Below are 22,252 nucleotides of genomic sequence, written 5' to 3'. Positions count from 1 at the left end.
CGCATCTCTCTCACCCCGATAGGTTACTGTTTCGATACGCGCAGTTTTGGCGCGAAAAACAGAACCATCATACGCCTCGCCGTCCCGCCGTGCTGTATGGCTCGCGACCTCGTCGTCGCCCTCGTCGTCGGGATCCTCCAGGGGATCTTCGAGTGGCTGCCGATCTCCAGCGAGGGCAACATCACGATCGTCCTCTCCGCGCTCGGCCGATCGCCGGAGGCGGGCGTCGCGTTCGCACTCTTCCTCCACCTCGGGACTGCCCTCGCCGCGACGGTGTACTACCGCCGGGACCTCTGGAACGTGCTGCAGCTCCTCCCGACGTGGCGGCCGGCCAACGCCACCGAGGACGAGCACGCGACGGTGACGTTCCTCGCGATCGGCACGCTCGTCTCGGGCGTTGTCGGCATCGCCGCGTACCTGACGCTGGTCGACGCCGTCTCGGAGCTGGGCGGCGGCGTGTTCATCGCCCTAATCGGCGTCCTGCTGGTGCTCACCGGCGCGTTCCAGTACCTCTCGCAGGACCACCTCGGGACGCGACGGACGCCGACGATCCGCGACGCCGTACTCGTCGGGATCGCACAGGGAGTCGCCATCCTCCCCGGGATTTCCCGGTCGGGGATGACCACCGGGACGCTCCTGCTGCGGGGCCACGAGGGACCGCAGGCGTTCCGCTTCTCGTTCCTGCTCGCGATCCCGGCCTCGATCGGCGGCGGCCTGCTCGGCTACCTCGACACGGGACTGAACACGTCACTCCTCGCTGCGGGGGTCGCCCTCGGCGCCGCGGCCGTCGCGGGGTACGCGTCGATCGACGCGCTGCTGCGGATCGTCGACGAACTCCCGTTCTGGGCGGTCTGTGTGGGGCTGGGAGCGCTCGCGATCGCTGGCGGCGTGCTGGTGATTTGACGTCGAGAGACAAGTGCGCGACCAACGACAGCTACCAGTAACGCCGAAGCAGGCATAGGGGTCACTCAATCAATAGGGATATTGCGTTGGTCTACGTACCAATAGGGAGGAGTAGTCAAACTCTGCGAATAGTTCTGGAGAAACCATCCAGTACGTGGTTGAGTGAGGCCCCACATACGCTGAGACACATGAACGATACCACGCCGCCGCTGCACCCGATGGAGCGCGAACAACTCCGGGCCGAATCAACCCTGGTCGTAACCGTGAAGTCGTCCAGTGAGTTTCACGAGGCCGTCACAGACGGGATCGAGATGCTCGAACAGAGCGACGCGGTGGATGCCACGCCGACGCTCTCGTTCACCAGCTACGACGACCTTATGGAGACACTCACGCCGCGCGTCCTCGACCTTATCGAAGCCATCCGTCGAGAGGAGCCACCAAGCATCAACGAAACCGCCCGGGTCGTTGACCGCGACGTGAAGAACGTCCACGAGGAACTCAGTCGACTCGCTCAGCTGGGCATCATCTTCTTCGAGGAAGAGGGTCAGAGCAAACGGCCAATCGTCTGGTTCGACGAGCTAGTCATCAATCTCTCGTTCGATACAGAAGGCGGCGACACGGCAGCTGCGGCACCGTAAGCGTCCGGTCCTCTGGTTCGACGGACTTGTCAATCGTCGCAGCGACACTCGTGGCCCTGCCGTGACTGGCCGACGATGTAGGCATGTATTTCGCTAGCGAGCGTATACATCGCTTCGGCACGGGCTGCTGCGGCAAGTCCATCCAGATATGAGCGTATACCCTCGTCTTTAGGCGGGGGTCGAGCGGACAATAGCCTACACTCCAACCGACGACGCCACGGCGGGGTTTCCAACACCCACTCGGTAGTATTAAGGTGGCGGCGGGCAATAGTATGCAGCACGGATGAAGACCACACGGCACGCGACCTACAACCTCAACTACCACATAGTGTGGTTGCCGAAGTACCGTCAATCGGTACTCGTCAACGAGGTCGCCAGCCGTGTCCGGTCCATCCTCCACGAAATAGCCGACGACAAAGGCGTCGAGATTCTCGACCTCACCGTACAGCCCGATCACGTTCACCTGTTTGTCAGTAGTCCGCCCAAGAACGAACCGGCGCTCCTCGCCAACTGGTTCAAGGGTATCTCCTCGCGCAAGTACAACCACCGACACGCCGACCACGACAGCGAGAAAATCAGGTGGGCGCGAGGGTACTACGCAGGGACCGCCGGGCACGTTTCGAATGAGACTGTCGAGAACTACATTCAAGAACACAAGGAGGGCGATTCGTGACCGAACTCACGAAGACGCTGGAACTCAAACTTGTGGACCCGAACGCCCACAAGCGGCAGAAACTCCGAGAGACCCGAGAAGCGTACCAGCACGCCCTCCAAAACGCCTTCGACGCCCGATGTACCACCCAGCCCGAAGCGAACGACGTGGTGGTCAACTACGACCTGAGCGGGTACGCGAAGAACGCACTCAAGAAGTACGTTCCGCAACTCACGACGACGTACAACGCGGGCGAACTTCACGACGACCACCCTGTCCGCTTCACCAACGAGGGGCTACGGCTCGACCACAAGCCCGAGAACGCTATCGAGTGGTACGTCAAAATCCCGCACCACGAGGACTACCACCTCTGGATGCCAGCACAACCGAACCCCGAACAGCGGGACTGGCTGGAAGCGTTGCACGCGGGAGACGCCACGATGGGTGAGAGTCGGCTGTTCGAGCGGGACGGAACGTGGTATCTCCACGTCACCGCCACCCGCGACGTGGAGGAACGCTCCGAAGTGTCCGCCGAAGAATGGACACCGATCGGAGTGGACATCGGGGAAGCGTCGCTCGTCACGGTGTGTCACCGCGACGACCACGGTTCGCCGACCGCGCCCGAACTGTGGGCCGGTGAGGGAAAGACCGTTCGTCGGCTCCGCAAGACCTACTTCACCGCCAAGCGCCGACTCCAGACGCGCGGAAGCGAGCGTATCGCGGAGTCCTTCGGGGATGGCGTGTGGAACCAGATCGACGACGTGTTCCACCGCGTCACCCGCGAAGTCGTGGAGTACGCTGAGTCCGTCGAGAACCCAGTCCTCGTTCTGGAAGACCTGACGTACATACGGGAGTCGATGGACTACGGCGACTTCATGAACCGGCGTCTCCACGGATGGGGGTTCGCCAAACTCCACGCGCAGATACGCTACAAAGCCATCGAGAAAGGCATTCCTGTCGAGACGGTAAACCCACGAAACACTTCGAAGGAGTGTCACACTTGCGGTGAGGTAGGATACCGCCCGCGACAGGCGACGTTCAAGTGTACGAACGACGCTTGCTGGATGGGCGAGTACCAGGCGGACGTGAACGGCGCGATAAATATCGCAGACCGCTACCTCAGCGGAGAGAGCCATACAAGAGAACACACGGATGGCAATGACTCGGCTGAGGATGGGGGGCGTTTGACCGCCCCACAAGACAGCCAAGCCGATGCTACCCAGCAAGAGACGCTTGGGACGTATGCGTCTTGAAACCAGAGGGTCGGTTCGACCGGCCTGAGATCCCGTGGTGAGATTCCCGCGTCTTTAGGCGCGGGAGGAGGTCAAAGTATGTTTTCGCTCGGTGGTCGCGCCAGAGATCTTCGAGATCCGCCGCGATCGCCTCACTGAAGATCCCGGCAGCCGCTGCCTCCCGATACACGCCTGGGTGGGTCCCCGGAAGATCGTCCGGTTGCATCGCTCCCTGTTCGAACAGTCGGAATTCGACTGTGCGCTCGATGGCGACGAACGACGCTTCGATCACGAGCGTGTCGTAGCGAGCATCGCGAAGCGAATCAGCGCCGGCAAGGAGCCGACAGGCCTTCCGCAGTTGGAGGAGCGCACCGTCCGTCACGTCGAGTCCAGGCTCGATATCAGTCGGTCGACGGTCGAACGCCGCTTGGACCTCGTCAATGAGGTGTTCGATTCGGGTACTACTCATCGGCGATCACCGCCTTGCGAAGTGACTGGAGCGCCGCTGTTCCGTACACCGTCACCCCTTCGTCGAAGATTTCGTCGAGCTTCGACCCGGCTCGACGTGCACTCTCGACGGATTCGACGTACGGTTCGAACGCGAAGCGGTCGCCGTCGAAGCGCTGCGACTGAAGATCAGTAACGACGTCCGTGACGACACGCCGAGCCGCCGTTCGGTCACCCTCGACGACCACGAACAGGTCGATATCGCTCTGTCGATCAGCTTCGCCGCGAGCCACGCTCCCAAAGACGATGATCCCGACGACTGTCTCGACGGCGTCTGCGTCGGCAATAGCCGTCTGAATGCGGTCCACGAACGTCCGGGTCGGCTCGTGAAACTCCGACTGATCGATGGCGAGGACCGGATCGTCTTTCTTGAGTCGATCCGGATTGATAGCGGCGTAGTTCCGTTGAGGCGTCTCCCGAACGCGAATCGCGCCGATGGTGTCGAGGAGGTCGATCGCCCGCCACACTGTCGACCGAGTGGCGCCGGTCACCTCGACGAGTTCCGGGATCGTGAACTCCGTCTCATGAGCGTCAGCGAGGAGGCGAAGGATCTCGTCTGCCGCGCTGATGCGGAAGATCCCGGTATCCGAGTTCGGATACGCATTGATACAGACCGTTATCTCTTGTCCCGCCATTTCGGACACTGTCTGATTTTGTGCAACAGCATATAAATAACTGATGGCGAGTATCGAGGGCTCGTATCAAGGCGACCAAGGCAGGCAGTTCTCGGCCCCTTTTGCAGACCTAGACATACTTTCCTCCAGCGTTTTCATCGCTTTCACGCCGAACGGTTTTCACATCGAGAGTCGTACACCCATTCAACGATGTCCATCGACCGAGACACCTTCGAGAACACGAGCGAGGACGAACTCGAAGGACTCTCCGTCCCCGTCCAAGTTCTTGGGTTTCTCGCTACCAACGAGGATCGGGCGTTCAAGGCCCGCGAAATCGCCTCGCAGGTCGGCGTCGATGAAGGCGCCGTCAGCACCGCACTCTCGCGGTTGAAGGATCGAGACCTCGTCGAACACAAGGCGACATACTGGGCGGTGACCGACGACACTGAGCGACTCGAAGGATACAGCAGTTACGAGCGAGCGACAGCACTGTTCAACGAGGAACTCGGAACAGAGGACAAGGAATCGTGGCGTGAAAAGGCACCCAGTGAGTCGCATCCGAGCATCGAGGACGAACAGTGACCGACGACGAGGATCCGATTTTCGAACGTGGCGATGTCGTCTACGGTAAGTGCACTCGTTGAGGAACTAGAGCAGTAGGCCGCGTCGGACTTTTCGTCCTGCCGATCCCCCAACTCCGACATAGTTTCGTCACCCAACGGATATCCTGCAGTTCGGGGCTACTCGTCCATCCGGTCGCGCGTCACCGTCTCGTTCGGTTTCGTCCGTGCCTCAGCACCGAGTTTCACACCCGCGTTCAGACTCGTGTCGATCCCCGTTTTCGTCCCGTCGCCGACGACGACGCCGAACTTACGGCGACCCGTATCGACCGACTCACCCTTCACTCGCACTCGGACGCACTCGTCGTCGTGGCGCAGGTTCGCGACAGTCGTCCCGGCGCCGAAGTTCACGTCCCGACCGAGCACCGAGTCGCCGACGTAGGAGAGGTGGCCGCAGGCGGTGTCGGCCATCAGGATCGAGTTCTTCACTTCGACGGCGTTGCCCACCCGGACATCGGGCCCGATCACGCTCGCCCCGCGGACGTACGCGTTCGGCCCCACGTCGGCGCCCGACTGGACGACGACCGGCCCCTCGATGTACGCACCGTTGCGGACCCGGGCACCCTCTTCGACGACGACTGCACCGTCGAGGGTCGCCCGCGGTTCGACCGTCCCGCGGACGTCTCCTTCCAGCCCGTCGAGGAGGTACTCGTTCGCCTCCAGCAGTTCCCAGGGCCGGCCCACGTCGAGCCACTTCCCCTCGTACTCGACGGCGGTCACGTCGCCGCCGGCGTCGATGTAGCGCTGGATCGACTCGGTGATCTCGTACTCCCCGCGATCGCTCAGTTCGGTCGCCTCGACGTGGGCGAAGGCGTCGGGCTCGAACGCGTAGATGCCGAGGTTGGCGAGGTCGGTCGGCGGGTCGGCGGGCTTCTCGACGACGTTGGTCACGCGCCGGCCGTCGAGTGCGACGACGCCGTAGTTCCGCGGGTCGGCGACGGGTTTGACCGCCATCGCGCTCCCTTCAGTCCCAGCGAGGTCGGCGACCAGTTCGGGGTCGATCACGACGTCGCCGTTCAGGACGAGGAAGCGCTCGTCGACGTACTCCCGAGCCTGCTCGACGGCGTGGGCCGTCCCGAGTTGTTCGGCCTGCGTGACGTACTCGACAGGGTTGTCGGCGTACTCGTCGCCGATGGTCTCGCGAACTTGGTCGCCCTCGTAGCCCACGACGACGACGTAGCGGTCGACGTGGTCGGCACAGGTGTCGAGGACGTGTTCGAGCAGCGATTGCCCCGCGGCCGGGAGCAGCGGCTTCGGCCGACGCTCGGTGAGCGGGCGCATCCGGGTTCCCTGGCCGGCGGCGACGACGACGGCGACAGTCATTGTCGGGCCGACGAAGAGGAGCGCCTTTGGCGTTCCGTTCGAGTGGCGGCGGACGAGTCTCGACAGCCCTGCTGTCTCCGCAGAGGCGAAGCTCCGGAGGAACCTGTTCGACAGCCGTATTGCTAGCCGTAATCCTTATTCATACACAATTTCAACACAAAGTATGGCAGAAGCTGAGTCTCCCCCTGACAAGACCACGGTGAACATCCGGATCACGGAGACGTTCCTCGAGGACGTCGATACGACGTGGGAGCAACAGGGATTCAACAGCCGGAGCGAATTCATCCGGTTCGTGCTTCGCGATGCGCTCAAGCATCCCGAATTCACCCGTGCTGACCTGAAGGCGATGCTCACAAGCGAAGCAGAGATTCGTGAGGGGCGAACCCACAGTAGCGACGACGTCAACTACCCCGCCTGACGCTCGCTTACGCTCGCGTCTGAGGACGGGGCTTGTCCGTGGACTCCCGGTCTGCCGACCCGGATGGGTCGTCGGGGGTGTAGTCCCCGGTCCCGTTCAGCGTCCCGGACTTCAGGGCGAGTTGACTGTCGCCCAACCCCGAGGGACGTTTGCCCTCGAGTACAGTTATCAGTCGCTTGCCGATGTTTTTCGCCGCGTTGTAGTCGCCGTCGAGTTCGTACCCGCACTCGTTGCACTCGAACCAGCCGTCCGAATCGCGGTTCGTACTCAACTGGTGGCCGCACTTTGAGCAGGTTTGCGACGAGAACGCCGGGTTCACGTCTTCGACCCGGATGCCGTACTCGGCGGCCTTGTACGCGACCATCTCCTGCAACTCGCGGAACGCCCAGTTGTGCATCTGGCGCTTGGTTCGGTCGTCCCCGTTGTCCATCCGGTCGCGGATGTGCGTCAAGCGTTCGACGGCGATGTACGAGCAGTCGTGGGACCGCGCTTCTTCGACGAGTCGCCGAGAAATGGTGTGCAGACGGTCCAAGACGAAGCGGGTTTCTCGCCCCGACACTTGCCTGAGTGTCTGCTTGGCGGAACGAGTGCCTTTGTCTTGGAGGCTCCGGCGGACTCGGAAGTAGTGGTTCTGGCCCCACAACAGTTCGCCACCATCGAAGAACGCGCCCGTGCTGGTCACGGCGACGTTCTTGAGGTTCAAATCGACGCCCATCACGCGGTCGCCGTCGCGTTCTTCGACCTCCTTCATCACGACGATGTGGAGGTAGAAGGCGTCTTCGTCCTCGTGGTAGTGCAACGTCCCCATCCGACGCTCGTACTCGTCGTCGTCCAAGTACGACCGTTGGTAGTCGCCGAGGACGTACTCGGCTTCGACCCGCCCGTTGACCGTCGAGAGTGTCGCACTCCGGTCGCGGATGGTCAACGTCCGCTTGTCGTACACCGCCGAAAGTTCGCTGAACCGCGGAAGCGGGCGGCTGTTACCCTTCTTCCAGTCTGCGACGGTGGACTTCATCGCCTCAACGGCCTTCGAGTAGGCGCGGATGCAGAGATTCGACGGCAGGTCCGTCCGGTCCCGAAGGTCGTAGTACACCTTGTCGTGGATGGTGGACTTGTTCAGGATGAGGTAGCCGTCGCCGTTGCGTCCGTTCTCGACCGTGTAGTTGGCGGCGTCGTTGAACTGTTCAATGGTGGTGTGGAGGTCGTCGCACCGCTCGTCGGGGACGTCGAGTTTGACGGGGACGGTGCGCTTGACCTCCATCTGCGTGTTCACATACAGACGGGGTTCTTATATACGTTCGGAGAGTCGGCCTGCCGGCTTCGTGCGGTTCCGTAGCAGTTGTCGGCTCCTCCCCTCCCTACTCGCTTGTGCTTCCGGAGCGGACGCCGGAAGCCCGGCACTCGTTGAGGAAGGGGCATCCGCCTTGACCGCTTCAGGTGAAAAGCTCCGAATCGGTCAGTTCCGGCTCGGATGTCGTACAGACCGGACCGAGCAGATTCGCACGGAAGGTACGACGGAGAAGGCCCACGGTCAGAGCAAGGTACTCAGTTCCTCCGGGCCGAACAACGACCAGTCTTCGTCAACGTCGTCCGCGAGGCCATCGACGAACCCGCTGCGGGAGAACAGCGCGAACGATTCCGTCCGATCGGCCGGACCCCAGCGAACGTCGTCTGCTTTCTCAGCTAAGGAATCAACGAGTCCGTGGCCGACCGGCTCCGTGGTCCACTTACATTCGCCGAAGAGGATTCGGTCGTCACTCGGCGCGAGACCGACAATATCGATTTCCTGTTCGCCGTACCACCAGCGACCAAGATCGGCGTAGGGAGCGAGCTCACCCTGCCTGATCGCTTCCCAGATGGCTTCCTGGCAAATATCCTCGAACGTCGACGAGACGTGATCCGCCAATCGAGGTGCAATCGTTCCCTCATACACCATCTCCGGTGCCTCCTCGATACTCGAGCGATTCGGCTCGACAAACCGAAACCAAAACCGGAGAAACTCGTCGGCGACGACGTATTGCGAACGTTTTGACTGCTTCATCGACGCCGTAACCGGCGTTTCCCGCGAGATCAGCCGGAGGCGCCGGAGTGTCTGCAGGTACTTTGAGAGAGGCCCCGACCCGATCCCAGTCGCCCCAGCGATCTCGTTCGGCGTTGTATGGCCGGTCGCAATCGCCTCGAGGATGCTCAGATACCGTGCCGGGCTCCGGAGTTCAGTCCGCAACAAAAACTCCGGTTCGTTGTACAGCATCGCTGTCGGCGACAGGACCTCCTGTTTGATGTTCTCCGCGAGCGAGCGGTCGTAGTCGAACTGGGTGAGGTACATTGCCGTCCCGCCGGTGACACTGTACGACTGTACGGCGTCCTCGAACTCGTAGGAGATGACGGCCCGTGCATCACGGAAGGAGAACGGCTGGAGGTCGATCTGTCCAGTCCGGCGGCCGTGCAACGGGCTTTCCTGACCCAGAATCTCCGACTCCATCGTACTGACACTTGACCCACACAGCACGAGCATCGAGTCGGTACCAGAAAGCTGCTCGTCGATGAATGACTGAAAGTACGAGGGAAGCGACTCGTTCTCTGCCACGAGATATGGGAACTCGTCGATAGCGACGATCAATCGCTCCTCCTGCAGCTTCTCGGCGAGGTACGTGAGTGCATCTTCCCAGTCCGAAACCCGTGGCGGGCGTTCGTCGGCGTATGCGGCGATCTGTTCGACGAACTTCTCCCGCTGGCGCTGCTCGGATTCCTGTGCAGCGAGGTAGTAGATATGCGGCCGATCCATACAGAACTGCTTCAGCAGCGCCGTTTTCCCGATTCGTCGACGCCCGTAGACGACGAAGTACTCTCCCTCCCCCGATTCGTAGGCGGTCTCAAGCGCTTCGAGCTCCGCCTCCCTGTCGTAGAAGGTCATTATCCAGATAATCATTACTGCGATAATGACTTATGTGTTTCGCCCAGAAGAACTGGTGTCCCGGAGAGGATTGAACAATCAGATGGCCGATATCGATTGCGGACATCCCCGAGGGGGTGGTGGAGCGACTACCGTGCCAAACTCCCGCACCGAGAACACGAACGCCGGTTGGCTACTCCGACCGAAGCACAAGAGATCGACAGCTAGCGCTCCACGGCGTAGCGAACCGCAGAAATCGTCGACGGCCCTACAGGCGGCCGACGGAGTCGACGTCGATGCTCTCGACGCCCTCCACGTCGCTGAACGCCTCCTCGACGGCCTCGGTGCCACCGGCGTCGTCCGGGACGATCACCGTCGGCAGCAGCGCGACGAGGCCGAAGGCCACGTCCTCGCGCTGGTAGCCACGGATCTCGGCGCCCTCGGGGAGGGCGGCCTCGAGTCGGTCCTCGAGCGCGTCGAGGTCGACGTCCGGGCTCTCCGGCATGACCTTGATCTTGGCAGCAACGTCACCCATCGTCAGGGCCCCCTGAACCCGCAGTCCGGGCACTCGTAGAGGTTGCTCTGCTTTCGACACTTGGCACACCGGAAGATGACGTTCCCGCACTCCGGGCACTTGAACCGGGCCGCGTTGGTCCCCGTGACGGAGATGCCACAGGAGACGCAGGCGCGATCTCCCGTCGTATCTGCTTCGCTCATGTTCAGGAAGGCGGGCGCGTGACGTTTAACCGTTACCTTCCCCGGCCGAGCGGGCGGAATCGCTCGCCGCGGCGCCGTCGACGCTCCAGTGAACCCACGAGACACGGAGGGCGTGGCCACGCCGGAGGGCGCCGACAGCAGGCCATCGACAAAACTATCTCTCGACAGGCGAACATAATTCGGGTATGCGACGCCCTCCACGCAGTGCCAACAACTCGCGACGACAGTTCCTCCGACGTGCCGCGGGCGCCCTCGGCGTCGCCGGCCTCACCGGCACCGCCGGCTGCCTCGGCGACGTGCGCGACACCGTCTCCCCGCCCGCGACGGCGATCGGCGGCACCAGCGCGATGGCCGAGACCGGGCTCTCGAACGATGAGTTCGACGCCTACACCACCCGCCAGCGTGAGCGCTACGGCGACCACGGCGTCTGGGGCGCCGCCGACGCCGAGCCCGAACACGATCTCCAGTTCGTCGGCGCGTGGACGCGCACGATCGGGCTGACCACGGCGGGCGACCCGGACCCACAGCCCGACGGGACGGGCGCCCTCCGCGCCGTCGCCGACGGCGTCGTGGCCGCCTACGAGATCCCTGACCGCTCGGAGGACGGCAAACAGCACTACCAACTCTGGCTCTGGGCGGCCGGCCGCCTCCCGGGCGAAAGCGACGATGGCCCCGCAGCGGCGACAGCCGCGCTCCGTCGCCTCGAAGTCGGCGTCGAACTCACCGGCGACGGCGCCGAGATGGGCCCGTACACACCCGGCAGCGACCGGTCGAAAGGGCCGATCACGATCGGCCCATCCTCGCCGGATGTCGACGGCCTGGCAGCGTCGATCCCGCTCGAGACCGGGGAGGTCCGGGTCGTCCCCGAGCGAACCGGGTTCGACGACAACGCCTACGCGTTCGCGTGGCGCGGCGACCACGACGGCCAGCAAGCGGTCGCAGCCACCTGCGAGGCGGCGTGGGGCGGCGACGACGCCCCGCAGTTCGACCTCTCGATTCGACTGGCGGCGGATCGACGACGGTTCTGACGCGGCCGAAGGGTTTTGCCCGCACCGGCGATAGGCAGGTACATGGACAGCGCAGGGCTGGGGCTCGTCGAGGGCGAGCGCGGGAACGCGCTGGTTGCGTGGGCCGTGCTCGGCTTCCTGCTCGCGACGGGCGGGGTCGAACTCCTGACCGGCGAACTCGTCTGGGCGGGATTCGTGCTCGTCGTCGTCGCGCTGGGGGCGCTGCCGGCGGTACTGCACCGCAACTGGCAGACGATGCTGCCGTGGGAACTGCTCGTGCTGGCGGCACTCCCTGTCGGGGGGCGCGTCTTCGTCACCGGCCGGACCGTCGGTCAGATCGCCCTCACCGGGCGCGTGACGACCTACGTCGCCGTCGCCGCGGTCGCGCTGATCGTCGCCGTCCTGCTCGATCGCTTCACGTCGACGCGGATGAACGACGCGTTCGCGGTGGTGTTCGTCGTCATCACCACCATGGCGGCCGCGGGTATCTGGGCGGTCGCCCAGTGGCTCTCGGACATCTACCTCGGCACGGGGTTCCTCAACCGCCCCCACGCCGAGGAGGCGCTGATGTGGGACTTCACCGCCGCGACGATGGCGGGGGTGCTCTCGGCGCTGCTGTTCACCTACTACTTCCGGCGGCGCGCAAACGACCGCACCGGCGGTCCGAGCGCCGACGGCCCGCTCACGGACGGGGGTGAGCCGCAGTGAGGATCCGCGACCGGCTCGGGCTGAGCGACCGCCAGCAGCGTATCGCCGCCCAGGCGATGCAGTACGGCCTGTTCGGCATGATCGCCGTCGGCTTCTACGAGGGCAGCGTCGGCGTGATGGTCAACGCCGGCGTCGGGTTCGCGGTGACGTACATCCCGGCGCTGCTCAAGCGGGACTACGACATCCAACTCGACCCGGCGCTGGTGCTGTGGATCACGCTCGCGGTGTTCCTCCACGGGTTCGGCACCGTCGGCCTCCCGGGCGCCGAGGCCCACCCTTACCGGGCGGTGCCCTGGTGGGACCACATGACCCACACGTTCTCAGCCAGCATCGTCGCCGGCGCGGGCTACGTAACGGTCCGCGCACTCGACGAGCACACCGACGCCGTGCGCTTCCCGCCGCGGTTCGTCTTCGTGTTCATCCTGCTGTTCACGATGGCGTTCGGCGTGCTCTGGGAGGTGCTCGAGTTCGCCATCACGCTGGTCGCCCAGGCGATCGGCGCGCCCGCAGTGCTCACCCAGTACGGGCTCGAGGACACGATGAAGGACCTGCTGTTCGACACGCTGGGCGGCATCGTCGTCGGCCTCTGGGGGACGGCCTACCTGACCGGGCTCACCGAGTCGCTCACCGATCGGCTCCGGGCACGCAGCGGGGCCGAGTAGCCGATCGGAACGGTTCCGGCCGGAGGCGGGACCGGAACGGTGATTCGGCGGGCGACCGACCCCCGCGTATGGTCGACACCGCCCTCCTCTGGATCGGTCTCGCCGGCGTCGCCGTCGTCGCCGCCATCGGCGTCGCAATCTGGCAGTTCGCGGTGACCGGCGAGCGCCCGCTGAAACCGCTGGCGCTCGCGGCCGTCGCGTTCGCCGGCGTGTTCCAACTCGGGCAAGCGAACGGCTACTTCTGGCCGACTGCGGCGACCGTACTGACGGCCGCGTGTCTGCTGATCGCGGCCGGGCTCGTGGCGGTCGAGTTCCGGGGCGCCGACTGACCCCGTCGCTACTCGAGTCGGAGAACGGAGAGAGAAGCGCCGCGTTAGGCTTCGGCGAACGTGTCGTCGTAGTCGCCGGCGTCGATGCGCTGTTTGAACGTCCGGCCGTCCTCGCCCTCGATAGTCACGCCGAGGGTGACACACGTGCCGGCGACCTCCTTGGCCGCGTTCTTGGTGTCGTAGGAGAGCAGGTCCGAGGACTTCTGTTCCGCGATCTTCTTGAGCTGATCAACGGTCAGGTCGGCGACGAAGTTCTCCTGGGGCTCGCCCGAGCCGGTGTCGAAGCCGGCCTCGTCCTTGATCAGCTCCGCGGTCGGCGGGACGCCGACCTCGATGCCGAAGGAGCCGTCGTCGTCGTAGTCGATGGTGACGGGGACCTCCATCCCGTCGAAGGCGTCGGTCTCCTCGTTGATCTCCTGCACGACCGCCTGCACGTCGACGGGTGTCGGACCCAGCTCGGGGCCGAGCGGCGGGCCAGGGTCGGCCTCACCGCCCGCGACGAGCACTTCGATGGTTCCAGCCATACCCGAAAGGTGCCCGGCGCGCCGTTTAACGGTTTCTTTCCGGATCCGACCGGGAACGACAGCGGTTTGGCCCCACCGGGCCCAGCAGGCGCCGTATGCTCTCCAGCGCCCGAACGCTCGCACTCGTCGCCGGCGGCGGGTTCGCGGGCGCGAACGCGCGCTGGCTGCTCGCCGTTGCCCTCCCCGAACTGGGCGGCACGCTCGCGGCTAACGTCCTCGGCGCGTTCGCGCTGGGCGTCGTCGTCGCCACCGTCGCCGCGGGCCGGCTCTCACGCGCGGTCCGACTCGCGATCGCGACCGGCTTCCTCTCCTCCTTCACGACCTACTCCACCTTCGCCGTCGAGTCGGCGCTGGCTGGCTCGCCCGCCCTTCTCGTCGGGAACGTGCTCGCGAACTACGCGCTGGGGTTCGCCGCGGCCGCAGCGGGGATGTGGCTCGCTCGCCGCGTCGTCGACGCCGACGACGAACACCACACAGGGGGTGAGTCGACGTGATCGCTCCCGCGCCCGTCCTCGTCGGCCTCGGCGGCGCGCTCGGCGCCACGCTTCGCTACGCCGTCGGCGAGGCGCTCGCGGACGCCGACGCGCCGTTCCCGACCGCGACGCTCGCGGTCAACACGCTCGGCACGTTCGCGCTCGGCCTGCTCACGTTCGCCGGCGCCGGCGACGACGCGCTGCTCCTGCTCGGGACGGGGACCTGTGGCGCGTTCACGACGTTCTCGTCGTTCTCGGTCGAGACCGTGCGGGCCTGGGAAGACGGCGATCGGCTGCTGGCGGTCGGCTACGCACTCGGGACGCTCGCGCTGGCGGGCGTGGCGCTCGGACTCGCGTGGCTGCTCGTCGGGTGAGTGCCGTCGCCGGAACGCGCTCGCCGGTGCGTTCCCGGGGTCAGATGTCCCGGCGGACGAAGATCACTTGGCTGACGACGAGGAGGACCGCCGTCATCCCGAGCAGGACGGCCGCGCCAACCAGATCGTACGTGCCGTCGAGCAGGACTTCGTTCGGGTCGAAATACCGCATCGGCGCGATGACGCCCAGCGCCTCGTACTCCGTCCCCCGCAGCAGCGACTCGACCAGATAGATCCCGAACGTGACCCCCAGCGCGACGCGCTGGGCGATACTCGCGCGGTCGAACAGGACCGACGCGAGCAGCCCGATCCCCGCACAGGCGAACAGGTACGGGATCGACAGCAGGTGGAGCGCGATCACGTCGACGGCGGACAGCGACTCGCCGATCAGGTCGGCACTGACGAGCACGACGACGGGAGTGACGACGTTCACCATCAGGATCGGGACGCCGAGCGCGGCGAACCGTTCGATCGCCAGCCGCGGCCGCGAGACCGGCATCGACAGCAGGGTGTCCATCCGGCCGCGGTCGACGTCGTCGGCGACGATGCTCGCGGCGCTGTAGGCCATGTACAGCCCCAGGAGGATGATCCAGCCGAACATGTACAGTTCGACCGCCAGGAACCCCTCGAGCGAGGCCATCGTCTGGATGTTGAACGCCTGGATCATCGGCTCGGGGAACGCCTCGCGGAGCTGTTCCATGTCCATCGCCTCGCTATATGACGGGTACGCCCACACGGCGAACGCGGCGAGGAGCGAGATCCCGACGGAGAGATACACGCTCCCCCGTACTCGCTTGGCGGCGTCGTAGCGGGCGAACTCAAACATCCCCCTCACCCCCGTAGAACCGCAGGAACACGTCTTCGAGCGGCGCTTCCTCGATCGAGACGTCGACCATCTCGTGGTCGGGGAGCCGGTCCAGGAGCTCGTTGATGTCGCCGGTGAAGGTGAACGTACACTCCGTGAACGCCGCCTCGGGGTCGACACCCCGACCGTCCGAAACGGTCGTTTCGAGGTCGTGGACGCCGTCGAGATCGACGAACTCGACGGGGATCGGTTCGGCGCTGTGGAGCCGGACGACTTTGCCGGTCCGACGCAGGAGCGAGTCGACCGGATCGACGGTGACGAGCCGGCCCTCCCGGATGATCCCGACGCGGTCACAGAGCCGCCGGACCTCACTCAGGATGTGCGAGGAGAGGAACACGGTCACCCCCCGGTCCCGTTCGGCCCGGAGGAACTCGGCGAACTGATGTTTCACGAGCGGGTCGAGCCCGTTCGTCGGCTCGTCGAGGATGACGAGGTCGGGGTCGTGCATGAACGTCGTCACCAGCCCCAGCTTCTGGACGTTCCCGCTGGAGTAGTCCCGGACTCGCCGGTCGAGCGGCGGCTCGAACAGGTCGAGCAGCTCCGCCCGCCGCTCGTCGCCCTTCACGGCGGCGTGGAGATCGAGGATCTCGGCTCCGGTGGCCTGCTCGTCGAAGGCCTGATCGTCCGAGAGGTGGCCGATCCGGCGTTTCGCCTCCACGAGCGCCTTCCGGTCCCGGATATCGGTCCCGAGTACCCGGGCCGTGCCTGCAGTCGGATTGAGGAACCCGAGCAGCATCCGGATCGTCGTCGTCTTGCCGGCGCCGTTCGGGCCGAGGTAGCCGAAGACCTCGCCGGATTCGACGGTGAACGAGACGTCGTCGTTGGCGAGGACCGGCCCGTAATCCTTCGTCAGCCCCTCGAGTTCGATCGCGCCCATACCTCAGTCTTCGCACTACGCCCATTTCGTTGTATCGCCGAACCGAGGGGTTCACTCGCCACCCGACACGAGCCGTTCGCGCTCGGCGAGTGGGACCGCCATCACCGCCGTTCGGTCGAACGGGCGAGTCGCCGACGCCGTCGAAAAAGCGGTCGGGCCACGTGAGAAAGCGCGAGTCAGATCTCCACGTCGAACGACCCGTGCTCGCCGGCCCGCTCGGCCATCCCGGCGCAGAGATCCGCGACGGCGTCCAGATCCTCCGTGTCCACTACTTCGACCGGCGTGTGCATGTACCGGTTCGGGATCCCGACGTTCAGCGACGGCACCCCGCCCTTCTGCGTGAACACGCCGTCGGCGTCGGTGCCGGTCCGGCTCCCGGCGGCCTGGAGCTGGTAGTCCACGTCGTCCTCCTCGCCCGACTCCCGGGCCAACTCGACCAGCTTCGGGTGGTTCGCACTGCCGCGGCCCACGACCGGTCCCGCACTCAGTTCGACCGGCCCGCGGTTGCTGCCGGCCACGTCCGGGTTGTCGGTCGCGTGGGTCACGTCGACGGCGACGTAGGCATCCGGATCGATGCCGAACCCGACCATCTGGGCGCCCTTCAGGCCGACCTCCTCCTGCACCGTCGAGACGGCGTACACCGTCGCGTCGGCGCCCGCCTCGGCCGCGCGGCGCAGCGCCTCGGCGGCGACCCACGTCCCCACGCGGTTGTCCATCCCGCGGGCGGCGACGCGGCTGTTCGCGAGCTCCTGAATCCCGGAGGAGAACGTCACCGGGTCGCCGATGGAGACGAGGTCCTCGGCGTCGTCGTCGTCCTCGGCGCCCACGTCGACGAACTGCTCGGCGATATCCTCGTACTCCTCGTCGCCCTCGCGCAGGTGGATCGCGGTCTGGCCGATGACGCCCTGGACCGGCCCGTCGTCGGTGTGGACCGTCACGTGCTGGCCCTTCGAGACGGTGCGGTCCGAGCCGCCGACGCGGGCGATGCGGAGGAACCCGTCGTCGACGATGTCCCGGACGATGAACCCGATCTCGTCGGCATGGCCGCCGACGGCGAACTCGGTGTCGACCTCCGGATCCCCCTCGTGGACCGCGATCGCGTTGCCGTACGCGTCGGTCTCGACGCGGTCGGCGAACTCGGAGACGTAGTCGACCCAGACGCGCTGGCCGCGCGTCTCGAAGCCGGAGGGACTGGGAGTAGTGAGCAGTTCGTCGAGGAATTCCCGCTGACTGTCGTCCATGGCGGCGTCTCGGCGGGGAGGCCCATCAGTCCGACGATGGTGGCCAACGTGGCCGTTTTGGGCGCCGGCCGAACGATCACTCCCAGACGGTGTCGTAGCCGGCGTCGCGGATAGCCCCGTCGGTCGTGAGAATCGCGTCCGTGTCCTGCGCGCGGTGACTGGCGACGATCAGGCCGTCGTGGATGCTGAACTCGTCAACGACCTGCGCGTACTCGACCAGCTCCGCCTCATCGACCGGCGCGACCGAGACGGGGCCGTTCCCGACCAGCGCCTGGCGGGCGTCCTCTGGCGTCCCCCTGAGGGGGACCCCCCGAACGTCCTTGTCGCGCGAGACCGAGTACAGCACCTCAGCGAGCGCCGTGCTCGGTGCCTGCATGACCGTTTCCCCGGCTTCGGCTTCGGCGAACGCCTGGTCAGCCGCTCGCGGGAGCGCATCGACGAGGTAGCCCAGGAGTGAGACGGCGTCGGCGGTGTACGTCGCCATCTCAGGCTTCCTCGTAGTTGCGGTCGCGGCGCTCGCGGACGCGCTGGCCCAACTCCTCGGCGACCTCCTCACGCTTCTCGTCCGGGGTGTCGTCGGGAACGAGCATCCCGCGTCCGCCGGTGCGGGTGCGCTTCTTCACGACGATACCCTCGTCGGTGTCAATCCAGATGACCTCGTCCCCGGGCTCCAGATCGTACTTCTCGCGGAGCTCGTGCGGGATCGTCGCCTGGCCCTTCTCCGTGACACGAGTGGACTTGCTCATACGCGGTAATACACCTCGTAATACCTTAGTCTTGCGGGGGGCTTGAACAGCCGCGTACCCCGTCCTCCGGCGGCTCTTCGACGAAGAAGAGTTCGCACCCGCCGACGATGGCCGCACGCTTCTGCTCCCAGTAAAACGGGTCCCGGGCGAGGCAGGTTTCGTCCCACTCTCGGAGACGCTCGGCCCGAACCAGCGGCCGGCGGTACCAGCGTGCGCTCGTCCCGTTTCTGGCGGCGCCGCCTCGCCCCACAACGGCTTTCCCGACTGCGCCCGAATAAACATGTATGGCCGACAAACAGTTCACGTTCTTCGAGTTGCACTTCCACGACGGGTTCCAGGTCGGGCCGCGTAGCCTCCCGGGCGGCGACGAACCGACCGACGACGACACGACGACGACCGAGACAACCACGGCCGACACCTCCACGACCACCGAGGAGTCGACCGAGGATTCCGGCCCCAGCCTGCTCGCGCCGCTGGTCGGACTCGGCGCCCTCGCGGCGCTCGCCTACGCCGTCCGGAAACTGCTCGCCGGCGTCGAACCCGAGGGGCTCGACGCGCTGGACGACATCGAGGAGCAGGTCGACGAGGCGACCGAAGAGCTCGAAGCCGAGGCCGAGGACTCGGTCCCCATCGAAATCACCAGCCCCGAGGAGCAGACGGGCGGGCGAACCGGCCTCGTCGTCGCCGCCGTCGTCGGTCTGCTGCTGGCGCTGGCAGTGGCCGCGTACAAACTCCTCACCGGGAGCGAGGAGATCGTCGTCGAGGAGTAACGCTCCGACCCGCTTTTCTACCCCTCGTCCGTCGTCGCGGCGACCCCGAACGCCGCCGGATCGGCGTCGGTAACCGCGGGAAGCCGGCGGAGGCGCGGGCGTACGAGGAGATACAGCCCCGTGAAGCCGAAGCCGAACGCCGCCAGCGCCATCGTGGTCGTCACTCCGACCGTCCCGGCGACGACGCCGCCGACGAGCGATCCGAGCGGGAGCGTCGCCCCGGAAGCGGTCCCCTTCACCGACGACACGCGACCGAGGAGGTCGGCCGGGAACACCGTCTGGTTCAGCGTCGCCGTGAGCACGCCGCTGGCGCCGGCGGGCACCCACGCGAGGCCGAACAGGACCACGGTGAGCGTTGCCGAGGGGGCGACCACCGATCCGAGCCAGCAGCAGGCCGCCAGCGAGTTCCCGACGAACAGGAACCGACCGTACCCGACGTCCTCGACGTACGGCGCGAGCAGCGACCCGACGAGTCGACCCACTCCGAGTGCGCCGAGTAGCATCCCGTACACGGCCGGCCCGCCGAGGCCGTCGCCGAACGCCGGCAGGACGGCGAGTGTCGTCCCCGTCGCCAGGTTGGCGACCGCGGTCATGAGGATGAACTCGACGAACACGGTCCCGCGGAGCGCGTCGATGCCGTCCCGCATGTCGTCGAGGTACGAGGCGAGGATCGACTCGTCCGTGGCGGCCTCGTCGGTGCCACGGCGCTCCGCCGACTGGAGGGCGATCCCGGCGAACAGCAGGCCAGCGAGGGCGAACGTCGCGGAGTCGAACAGGAACAGCGTCGTGACGCCGAACAGGGCGATGAACGCGCCGCCGAGCGCGTCGAACACCATGTCCAGTCCGAGCGTGACCGTCGCGAGCGCGGAGTTCGCTTCGGAGAGTCGTGTTTCGGCGACGATTCTGGGGACCAGCGTGGCCTGCATCGGACTCATCACCAGCGACGCGAGCATCAACACGGGCGCGACGGCGAACAGGAGTTCGACCCGCAGGTGGCCCGTCGCCGCGGCGACTGGGAGCACGAGCACCACGACGCCCTGCACGACTTGCGAGCCGACGAGCAGGGGTTTGAGCGGGAGTCGGTCGACGATCGGGCCGGCGAGGATCTGCAGCAGCCACGGGAGCAGCAGGATCGCGTTGATAGCTCCAGTGAGGGCTGTCGAGCCGCTGAGTTCGAACACCAGCCACAGGACGGCGACGGTGTAGAGGCTGTCGCCGGCGTTGGTGACGAACTGGCCGGCGAAGAAGCGCCGGAAGTCGGGGTTGTGCCAGATGGACGACGCCGAACGTCCGGTGTCGTCAGTCGCGTCGGCGGCGTCGGTCGCAGCGGCCTCAGTCGCGTCGGCCGTGGCCGAATCGGCGGTCATCGACGACCACCCGGCGTTCGGAGCAGTTCAGGTTGCGAGCGATGCGGCTGTCGGTCAGCGGGGGCGAGCGAGCGCCGACGGCGGGCCGGCGACTCGGCGGATAGCGGCATGTGCGTGTGTGTTCGATCGATGAACTGCGGCTACAGGACGTAGCGAAGCGAGGCGAACCCGAGTGCTGCAGCTATCGGGCCCCTCGCGCGGCCGGCGGCGAGAGCGGATCGAACACCGGACGACACGAGTGCCGGCGAGTCATAGTGCGCGTCATCTCGGAGTGTGGACACGGCCGATTTAGCTCTGGTGGTCCTGTGGGGGATCGACACACGCCACCGCAGGCACCGAGTGAGCGAGGGTTTTTGCCCGGCCGCCGCCGAGTACGGGTATGGATCTCTTCCGCAGCGTCGACGCCGTCGTCTCCGCCTCCGGGGACGGCGTCGTCGACTGGGGGGCCGTCTCCGAGGCCGCGAAGGCGAGCACCGACCCCGGCTCGCTCGAACTCTCGGCGGCCGAGCGCGAGGGGTACGCGACCGACGTGCGTGACGCCCGCGACCGCATCCGCGAGGTGGGCGACGTCGCCTTCGACGTGCCCGAGAAGATCTCGCTCCAGAACCGTCACCACTGGATCGACGCCAACGTCGACACGTTCCATCGCCTGATCGAGCCGATGACCGCGGAGTTCGACCAGCCGCTCTTCCCCGGCGCCTCCCGCGTCGTCAACACGGGCTCGATGTCGTTCTCGCTCGCGTTCCTCGGTCGGCACGTGCTCGGCCAGTACGACCCCCTCCTGCTCGCAGAAGCCGACGGCGGGCCGACCCACGAGCTCTACTTCGTCCACCCGAACATCGAGCGCACCGCCGCAGAACTGAACGTCGACTTCCCCCGATTCCGCCGCTGGATCGCGTTCCACGAGGTGACCCACGCCGCGGAGTTCGGCGCCGCGGAGTGGCTCCCCGAGTATCTGGAGTCCCGCATGCGCGACACCGTGACCCAACTCGCGTCGGGCGGGCTGAACCGCGAGGCGTTCTCGGAACTCGACGCCGCGATGACCGCCGTCGAGGGGTACGCGGAGCTGCTGATGGATCGCGCCTTCGACGAGGAGTACGACGACCTGCGCCGGAAGATCGACGCCCGACGCGGGGGCGGCGGGCCCGTGGATCAGCTGATCCGCCGCCTGCTCGGGCTCGGTCTCAAGCGCCGGCAGTACGAGCGCGGCGCCGACTTTTTCCACGCCGTCGCCGACGCTGAGGGGCTCGACACGGCCGCAAAAGTCTGGGATCGCCCCGAGAACCTGCCGACCGACGACGAGCTCGACGACCCCGAGCGCTGGCTGGCCCGGATCGCGTAACCGGCTGCTCGCCCGGGTCGCGTCGTTACCACTCGCGGTCGGACATGTCCGGCGTGTCCGGCATCACGTCCCGGAGGTTCCGGACGATGAACCACGTGATCACGACGCCGACGACCAGCCCCGCGACGCCGGCCAGCAGCGCGAAGCGGATCCCGGCGCCGGCCTGGATCGAGACGAACACGCCGGAGAGCGCGATGATGAGCACGAACCCGATCTGGAGCGGCAGCGAGCCGACGTCCCGGCCGCTCATCGCTCACTCTCCCGTTGCATACGCCGACAGAGGAGTCTCGGGTGCTTGAACGCGGCGGTTCCACCCCCACAAGACACCTATCTTTCTTCGAGGAGAGAATCCCGCCGGTCACGGCGGGTGTGAATCCGACAACGCCTCCACAACCCACATTCACCATCAATACGGATATTTAACTGGGAACGTATCGTAGCATGACGTAC

The 22,252-nt window shown here is 65.9% G+C and carries 29 protein-coding genes; 14 read left to right on the top strand and 15 right to left on the bottom strand.

Features of this window, described 5'->3' with window-relative positions; translation table 11 throughout:
• Positions 1-96: 96 nt before the first annotated feature.
• The 4 genes from BMZ83_RS13815 to BMZ83_RS13800 all read left to right on the top strand — a co-directional run bounded on the left by BMZ83_RS13815 (position 97) and on the right by BMZ83_RS13800 (position 3,446).
• The gene (locus tag BMZ83_RS13815; RefSeq protein WP_074879825.1) at positions 97-903 is read left to right on the top strand and encodes an undecaprenyl-diphosphate phosphatase; all 807 of its coding nucleotides are present in this window, start codon (positions 97-99) and stop codon (positions 901-903) included.
• Positions 904-1,091: 188 nt separating this feature from the next.
• Positions 1,092-1,541 carry an HVO_A0114 family putative DNA-binding protein gene (locus tag BMZ83_RS13810; protein WP_174955790.1) on the top strand — a complete coding sequence of 150 codons (450 nt, stop codon included), beginning with the start codon at positions 1,092-1,094 and terminating at the stop codon, positions 1,539-1,541.
• Positions 1,542-1,824: 283 nt separating this feature from the next.
• Complete coding sequence (gene tnpA / locus BMZ83_RS13805) at positions 1,825-2,214, top strand: IS200/IS605 family transposase (RefSeq protein WP_074879822.1); 390 nt, start codon at positions 1,825-1,827, stop codon at positions 2,212-2,214.
• Entirely contained in the window at positions 2,211-3,446 is a 1,236-nt protein-coding gene (locus BMZ83_RS13800; protein ID WP_074879819.1) for an RNA-guided endonuclease InsQ/TnpB family protein, read from the top strand. Before tnpA ends, BMZ83_RS13800 begins: the two co-directional genes overlap by 4 nt.
• Here the strand turns inward: BMZ83_RS13800 and BMZ83_RS13795 are convergent.
• Together BMZ83_RS13795 and BMZ83_RS13790 are read right to left on the bottom strand one after the other, a co-directional pair.
• A complete protein-coding gene (locus BMZ83_RS13795) occupies positions 3,409-3,894 on the bottom strand; it encodes a hypothetical protein (RefSeq protein WP_074879816.1) in 486 nt (161 codons plus the stop codon). The two genes, BMZ83_RS13800 and BMZ83_RS13795, sit on opposite strands and share 38 nt — an antisense overlap.
• Positions 3,887-4,567, bottom strand: coding sequence for a nucleotidyltransferase domain-containing protein (locus tag BMZ83_RS13790; RefSeq protein ID WP_074879813.1), 681 nt, complete (start codon positions 4,565-4,567; stop codon positions 3,887-3,889). The genes BMZ83_RS13795 and BMZ83_RS13790 overlap by 8 nt, the downstream gene beginning before the upstream one ends.
• Positions 4,568-4,756: 189 nt before the next feature.
• On the opposite strand from BMZ83_RS13790, the gene BMZ83_RS13785 reads away from it, so the two are divergent.
• Positions 4,757-5,128, top strand: coding sequence for a MarR family transcriptional regulator (locus tag BMZ83_RS13785; protein WP_074879810.1), 372 nt, complete (start codon positions 4,757-4,759; stop codon positions 5,126-5,128).
• A gap of 158 nt (positions 5,129-5,286) precedes the next feature.
• Here the strand turns inward: BMZ83_RS13785 and glmU are convergent, their stop codons facing one another.
• On the bottom strand, positions 5,287-6,489 hold the full coding sequence (gene glmU, locus BMZ83_RS13780; RefSeq protein WP_074879807.1) for a bifunctional sugar-1-phosphate nucleotidylyltransferase/acetyltransferase: 1,203 nt from the start codon (positions 6,487-6,489) through the stop codon (positions 5,287-5,289).
• 163 nt (positions 6,490-6,652) lie between these two features.
• On the opposite strand from glmU, the gene BMZ83_RS13775 reads away from it, so the two are divergent.
• Entirely contained in the window at positions 6,653-6,907 is a 255-nt protein-coding gene (locus BMZ83_RS13775) for a ribbon-helix-helix domain-containing protein (RefSeq protein WP_074879804.1), read from the top strand.
• A gap of 7 nt (positions 6,908-6,914) precedes the next feature.
• Here BMZ83_RS13775 and BMZ83_RS16520 read toward each other — a convergent pair whose 3' ends face one another.
• The 4 genes from BMZ83_RS16520 to BMZ83_RS13755 form a co-directional block, all read right to left on the bottom strand.
• Positions 6,915-8,168, bottom strand: a complete 1,254-nt coding sequence (locus tag BMZ83_RS16520) for an RNA-guided endonuclease InsQ/TnpB family protein (protein ID WP_143076982.1) — start codon at positions 8,166-8,168, stop codon at positions 6,915-6,917.
• 270 nt (positions 8,169-8,438) lie between these two features.
• The gene (locus tag BMZ83_RS13765; protein ID WP_074879898.1) at positions 8,439-9,821 is read right to left on the bottom strand and encodes an ATP-binding protein; all 1,383 of its coding nucleotides are present in this window, start codon (positions 9,819-9,821) and stop codon (positions 8,439-8,441) included.
• Positions 9,822-10,068: 247 nt separating this feature from the next.
• Positions 10,069-10,335 carry an elongation factor 1-beta gene (locus BMZ83_RS13760; RefSeq protein ID WP_074879801.1) on the bottom strand — a complete coding sequence of 89 codons (267 nt, stop codon included), beginning with the start codon at positions 10,333-10,335 and terminating at the stop codon, positions 10,069-10,071.
• 2 nt (positions 10,336-10,337) lie between these two features.
• The gene (locus BMZ83_RS13755; protein WP_074879798.1) at positions 10,338-10,517 is read right to left on the bottom strand and encodes an HVO_2753 family zinc finger protein; all 180 of its coding nucleotides are present in this window, start codon (positions 10,515-10,517) and stop codon (positions 10,338-10,340) included.
• 185 nt (positions 10,518-10,702) lie between these two features.
• Between BMZ83_RS13755 and BMZ83_RS13750 the strand changes: the two genes are divergently transcribed.
• The 4 genes from BMZ83_RS13750 to BMZ83_RS13735 all read left to right on the top strand — a co-directional run bounded on the left by BMZ83_RS13750 (position 10,703) and on the right by BMZ83_RS13735 (position 13,223).
• Positions 10,703-11,545, top strand: a complete 843-nt coding sequence (locus BMZ83_RS13750) for a hypothetical protein (protein ID WP_074879796.1) — start codon at positions 10,703-10,705, stop codon at positions 11,543-11,545.
• A gap of 42 nt (positions 11,546-11,587) precedes the next feature.
• A complete protein-coding gene (locus tag BMZ83_RS13745) occupies positions 11,588-12,232 on the top strand; it encodes a hypothetical protein (RefSeq protein WP_074879793.1) in 645 nt (214 codons plus the stop codon).
• Complete coding sequence (locus BMZ83_RS13740) at positions 12,229-12,894, top strand: hypothetical protein (RefSeq protein ID WP_074879790.1); 666 nt, start codon at positions 12,229-12,231, stop codon at positions 12,892-12,894. Before BMZ83_RS13745 ends, BMZ83_RS13740 begins: the two co-directional genes overlap by 4 nt.
• 68 nt (positions 12,895-12,962) lie before the next feature.
• Positions 12,963-13,223: a hypothetical protein gene (locus BMZ83_RS13735; protein WP_074879787.1), complete on the top strand. Its 261-nt coding sequence runs from the start codon at positions 12,963-12,965 to the stop codon at positions 13,221-13,223.
• Between the two features lie 44 nt (positions 13,224-13,267).
• Here the strand turns inward: BMZ83_RS13735 and BMZ83_RS13730 are convergent, their stop codons facing one another.
• Entirely contained in the window at positions 13,268-13,747 is a 480-nt protein-coding gene (locus BMZ83_RS13730; RefSeq protein ID WP_074879784.1) for a 50S ribosomal protein L11, read from the bottom strand.
• A 95-nt stretch (positions 13,748-13,842) separates the two neighbouring features.
• Here BMZ83_RS13730 and BMZ83_RS13725 point away from each other — a divergent pair, with 95 nt between their 5' ends.
• Both BMZ83_RS13725 and crcB read left to right on the top strand, forming a co-directional pair.
• Positions 13,843-14,241 carry a fluoride efflux transporter FluC gene (locus BMZ83_RS13725; RefSeq protein WP_074879780.1) on the top strand — a complete coding sequence of 133 codons (399 nt, stop codon included), beginning with the start codon at positions 13,843-13,845 and terminating at the stop codon, positions 14,239-14,241.
• A complete protein-coding gene (crcB, locus tag BMZ83_RS13720; RefSeq protein ID WP_074879777.1) occupies positions 14,238-14,594 on the top strand; it encodes a fluoride efflux transporter CrcB in 357 nt (118 codons plus the stop codon). The genes BMZ83_RS13725 and crcB overlap by 4 nt, the downstream gene beginning before the upstream one ends.
• A gap of 40 nt (positions 14,595-14,634) precedes the next feature.
• Here the strand turns inward: crcB and BMZ83_RS13715 are convergent, their stop codons facing one another.
• The 5 genes from BMZ83_RS13715 to BMZ83_RS13695 form a co-directional block, all read right to left on the bottom strand.
• Positions 14,635-15,420, bottom strand: a complete 786-nt coding sequence (locus tag BMZ83_RS13715; protein ID WP_074879774.1) for an ABC transporter permease subunit — start codon at positions 15,418-15,420, stop codon at positions 14,635-14,637.
• Positions 15,413-16,336 (bottom strand): ABC transporter ATP-binding protein, encoded by a 924-nt coding sequence (locus BMZ83_RS13710; protein WP_074879771.1) that lies wholly within the window; start codon positions 16,334-16,336, stop codon positions 15,413-15,415. The genes BMZ83_RS13715 and BMZ83_RS13710 overlap by 8 nt, the downstream gene beginning before the upstream one ends.
• Positions 16,337-16,512: 176 nt before the next feature.
• Positions 16,513-17,577, bottom strand: a complete 1,065-nt coding sequence (locus tag BMZ83_RS13705) for a M20/M25/M40 family metallo-hydrolase (protein ID WP_074879766.1) — start codon at positions 17,575-17,577, stop codon at positions 16,513-16,515.
• 76 nt (positions 17,578-17,653) lie between these two features.
• Positions 17,654-18,061 carry a hypothetical protein gene (locus BMZ83_RS13700; protein WP_074879763.1) on the bottom strand — a complete coding sequence of 136 codons (408 nt, stop codon included), beginning with the start codon at positions 18,059-18,061 and terminating at the stop codon, positions 17,654-17,656.
• 1 nt (position 18,062) lies between these two features.
• Positions 18,063-18,323, bottom strand: coding sequence for an AbrB/MazE/SpoVT family DNA-binding domain-containing protein (locus BMZ83_RS13695; RefSeq protein ID WP_074879760.1), 261 nt, complete (start codon positions 18,321-18,323; stop codon positions 18,063-18,065).
• A gap of 284 nt (positions 18,324-18,607) precedes the next feature.
• On the opposite strand from BMZ83_RS13695, the gene BMZ83_RS13685 reads away from it, so the two are divergent.
• Positions 18,608-19,093: a hypothetical protein gene (locus BMZ83_RS13685; protein ID WP_074879752.1), complete on the top strand. Its 486-nt coding sequence runs from the start codon at positions 18,608-18,610 to the stop codon at positions 19,091-19,093.
• Positions 19,094-19,110: 17 nt separating this feature from the next.
• Here BMZ83_RS13685 and BMZ83_RS13680 read toward each other — a convergent pair whose 3' ends face one another.
• On the bottom strand, positions 19,111-20,460 hold the full coding sequence (locus tag BMZ83_RS13680) for an MFS transporter (protein ID WP_079990203.1): 1,350 nt from the start codon (positions 20,458-20,460) through the stop codon (positions 19,111-19,113).
• A gap of 379 nt (positions 20,461-20,839) precedes the next feature.
• Here BMZ83_RS13680 and BMZ83_RS13675 point away from each other — a divergent pair, with 379 nt between their 5' ends.
• On the top strand, positions 20,840-21,802 hold the full coding sequence (locus BMZ83_RS13675; RefSeq protein ID WP_074879749.1) for a zinc-dependent metalloprotease: 963 nt from the start codon (positions 20,840-20,842) through the stop codon (positions 21,800-21,802).
• A gap of 25 nt (positions 21,803-21,827) precedes the next feature.
• On the opposite strand, the gene BMZ83_RS13670 is transcribed toward BMZ83_RS13675, so the two are convergent.
• Entirely contained in the window at positions 21,828-22,052 is a 225-nt protein-coding gene (locus BMZ83_RS13670) for a hypothetical protein (RefSeq protein ID WP_074879746.1), read from the bottom strand.
• Positions 22,053-22,252: the final 200 nt, after the last annotated feature.

The organism is Halolamina pelagica (assembly GCF_900115675.1).
Lineage (GTDB): Archaea > Halobacteriota > Halobacteria > Halobacteriales > Haloferacaceae > Halolamina > Halolamina pelagica.
Note: the sequence above shows the minus strand (reverse complement) of the source record. Positions and strands in the feature narration are given on the sequence as shown.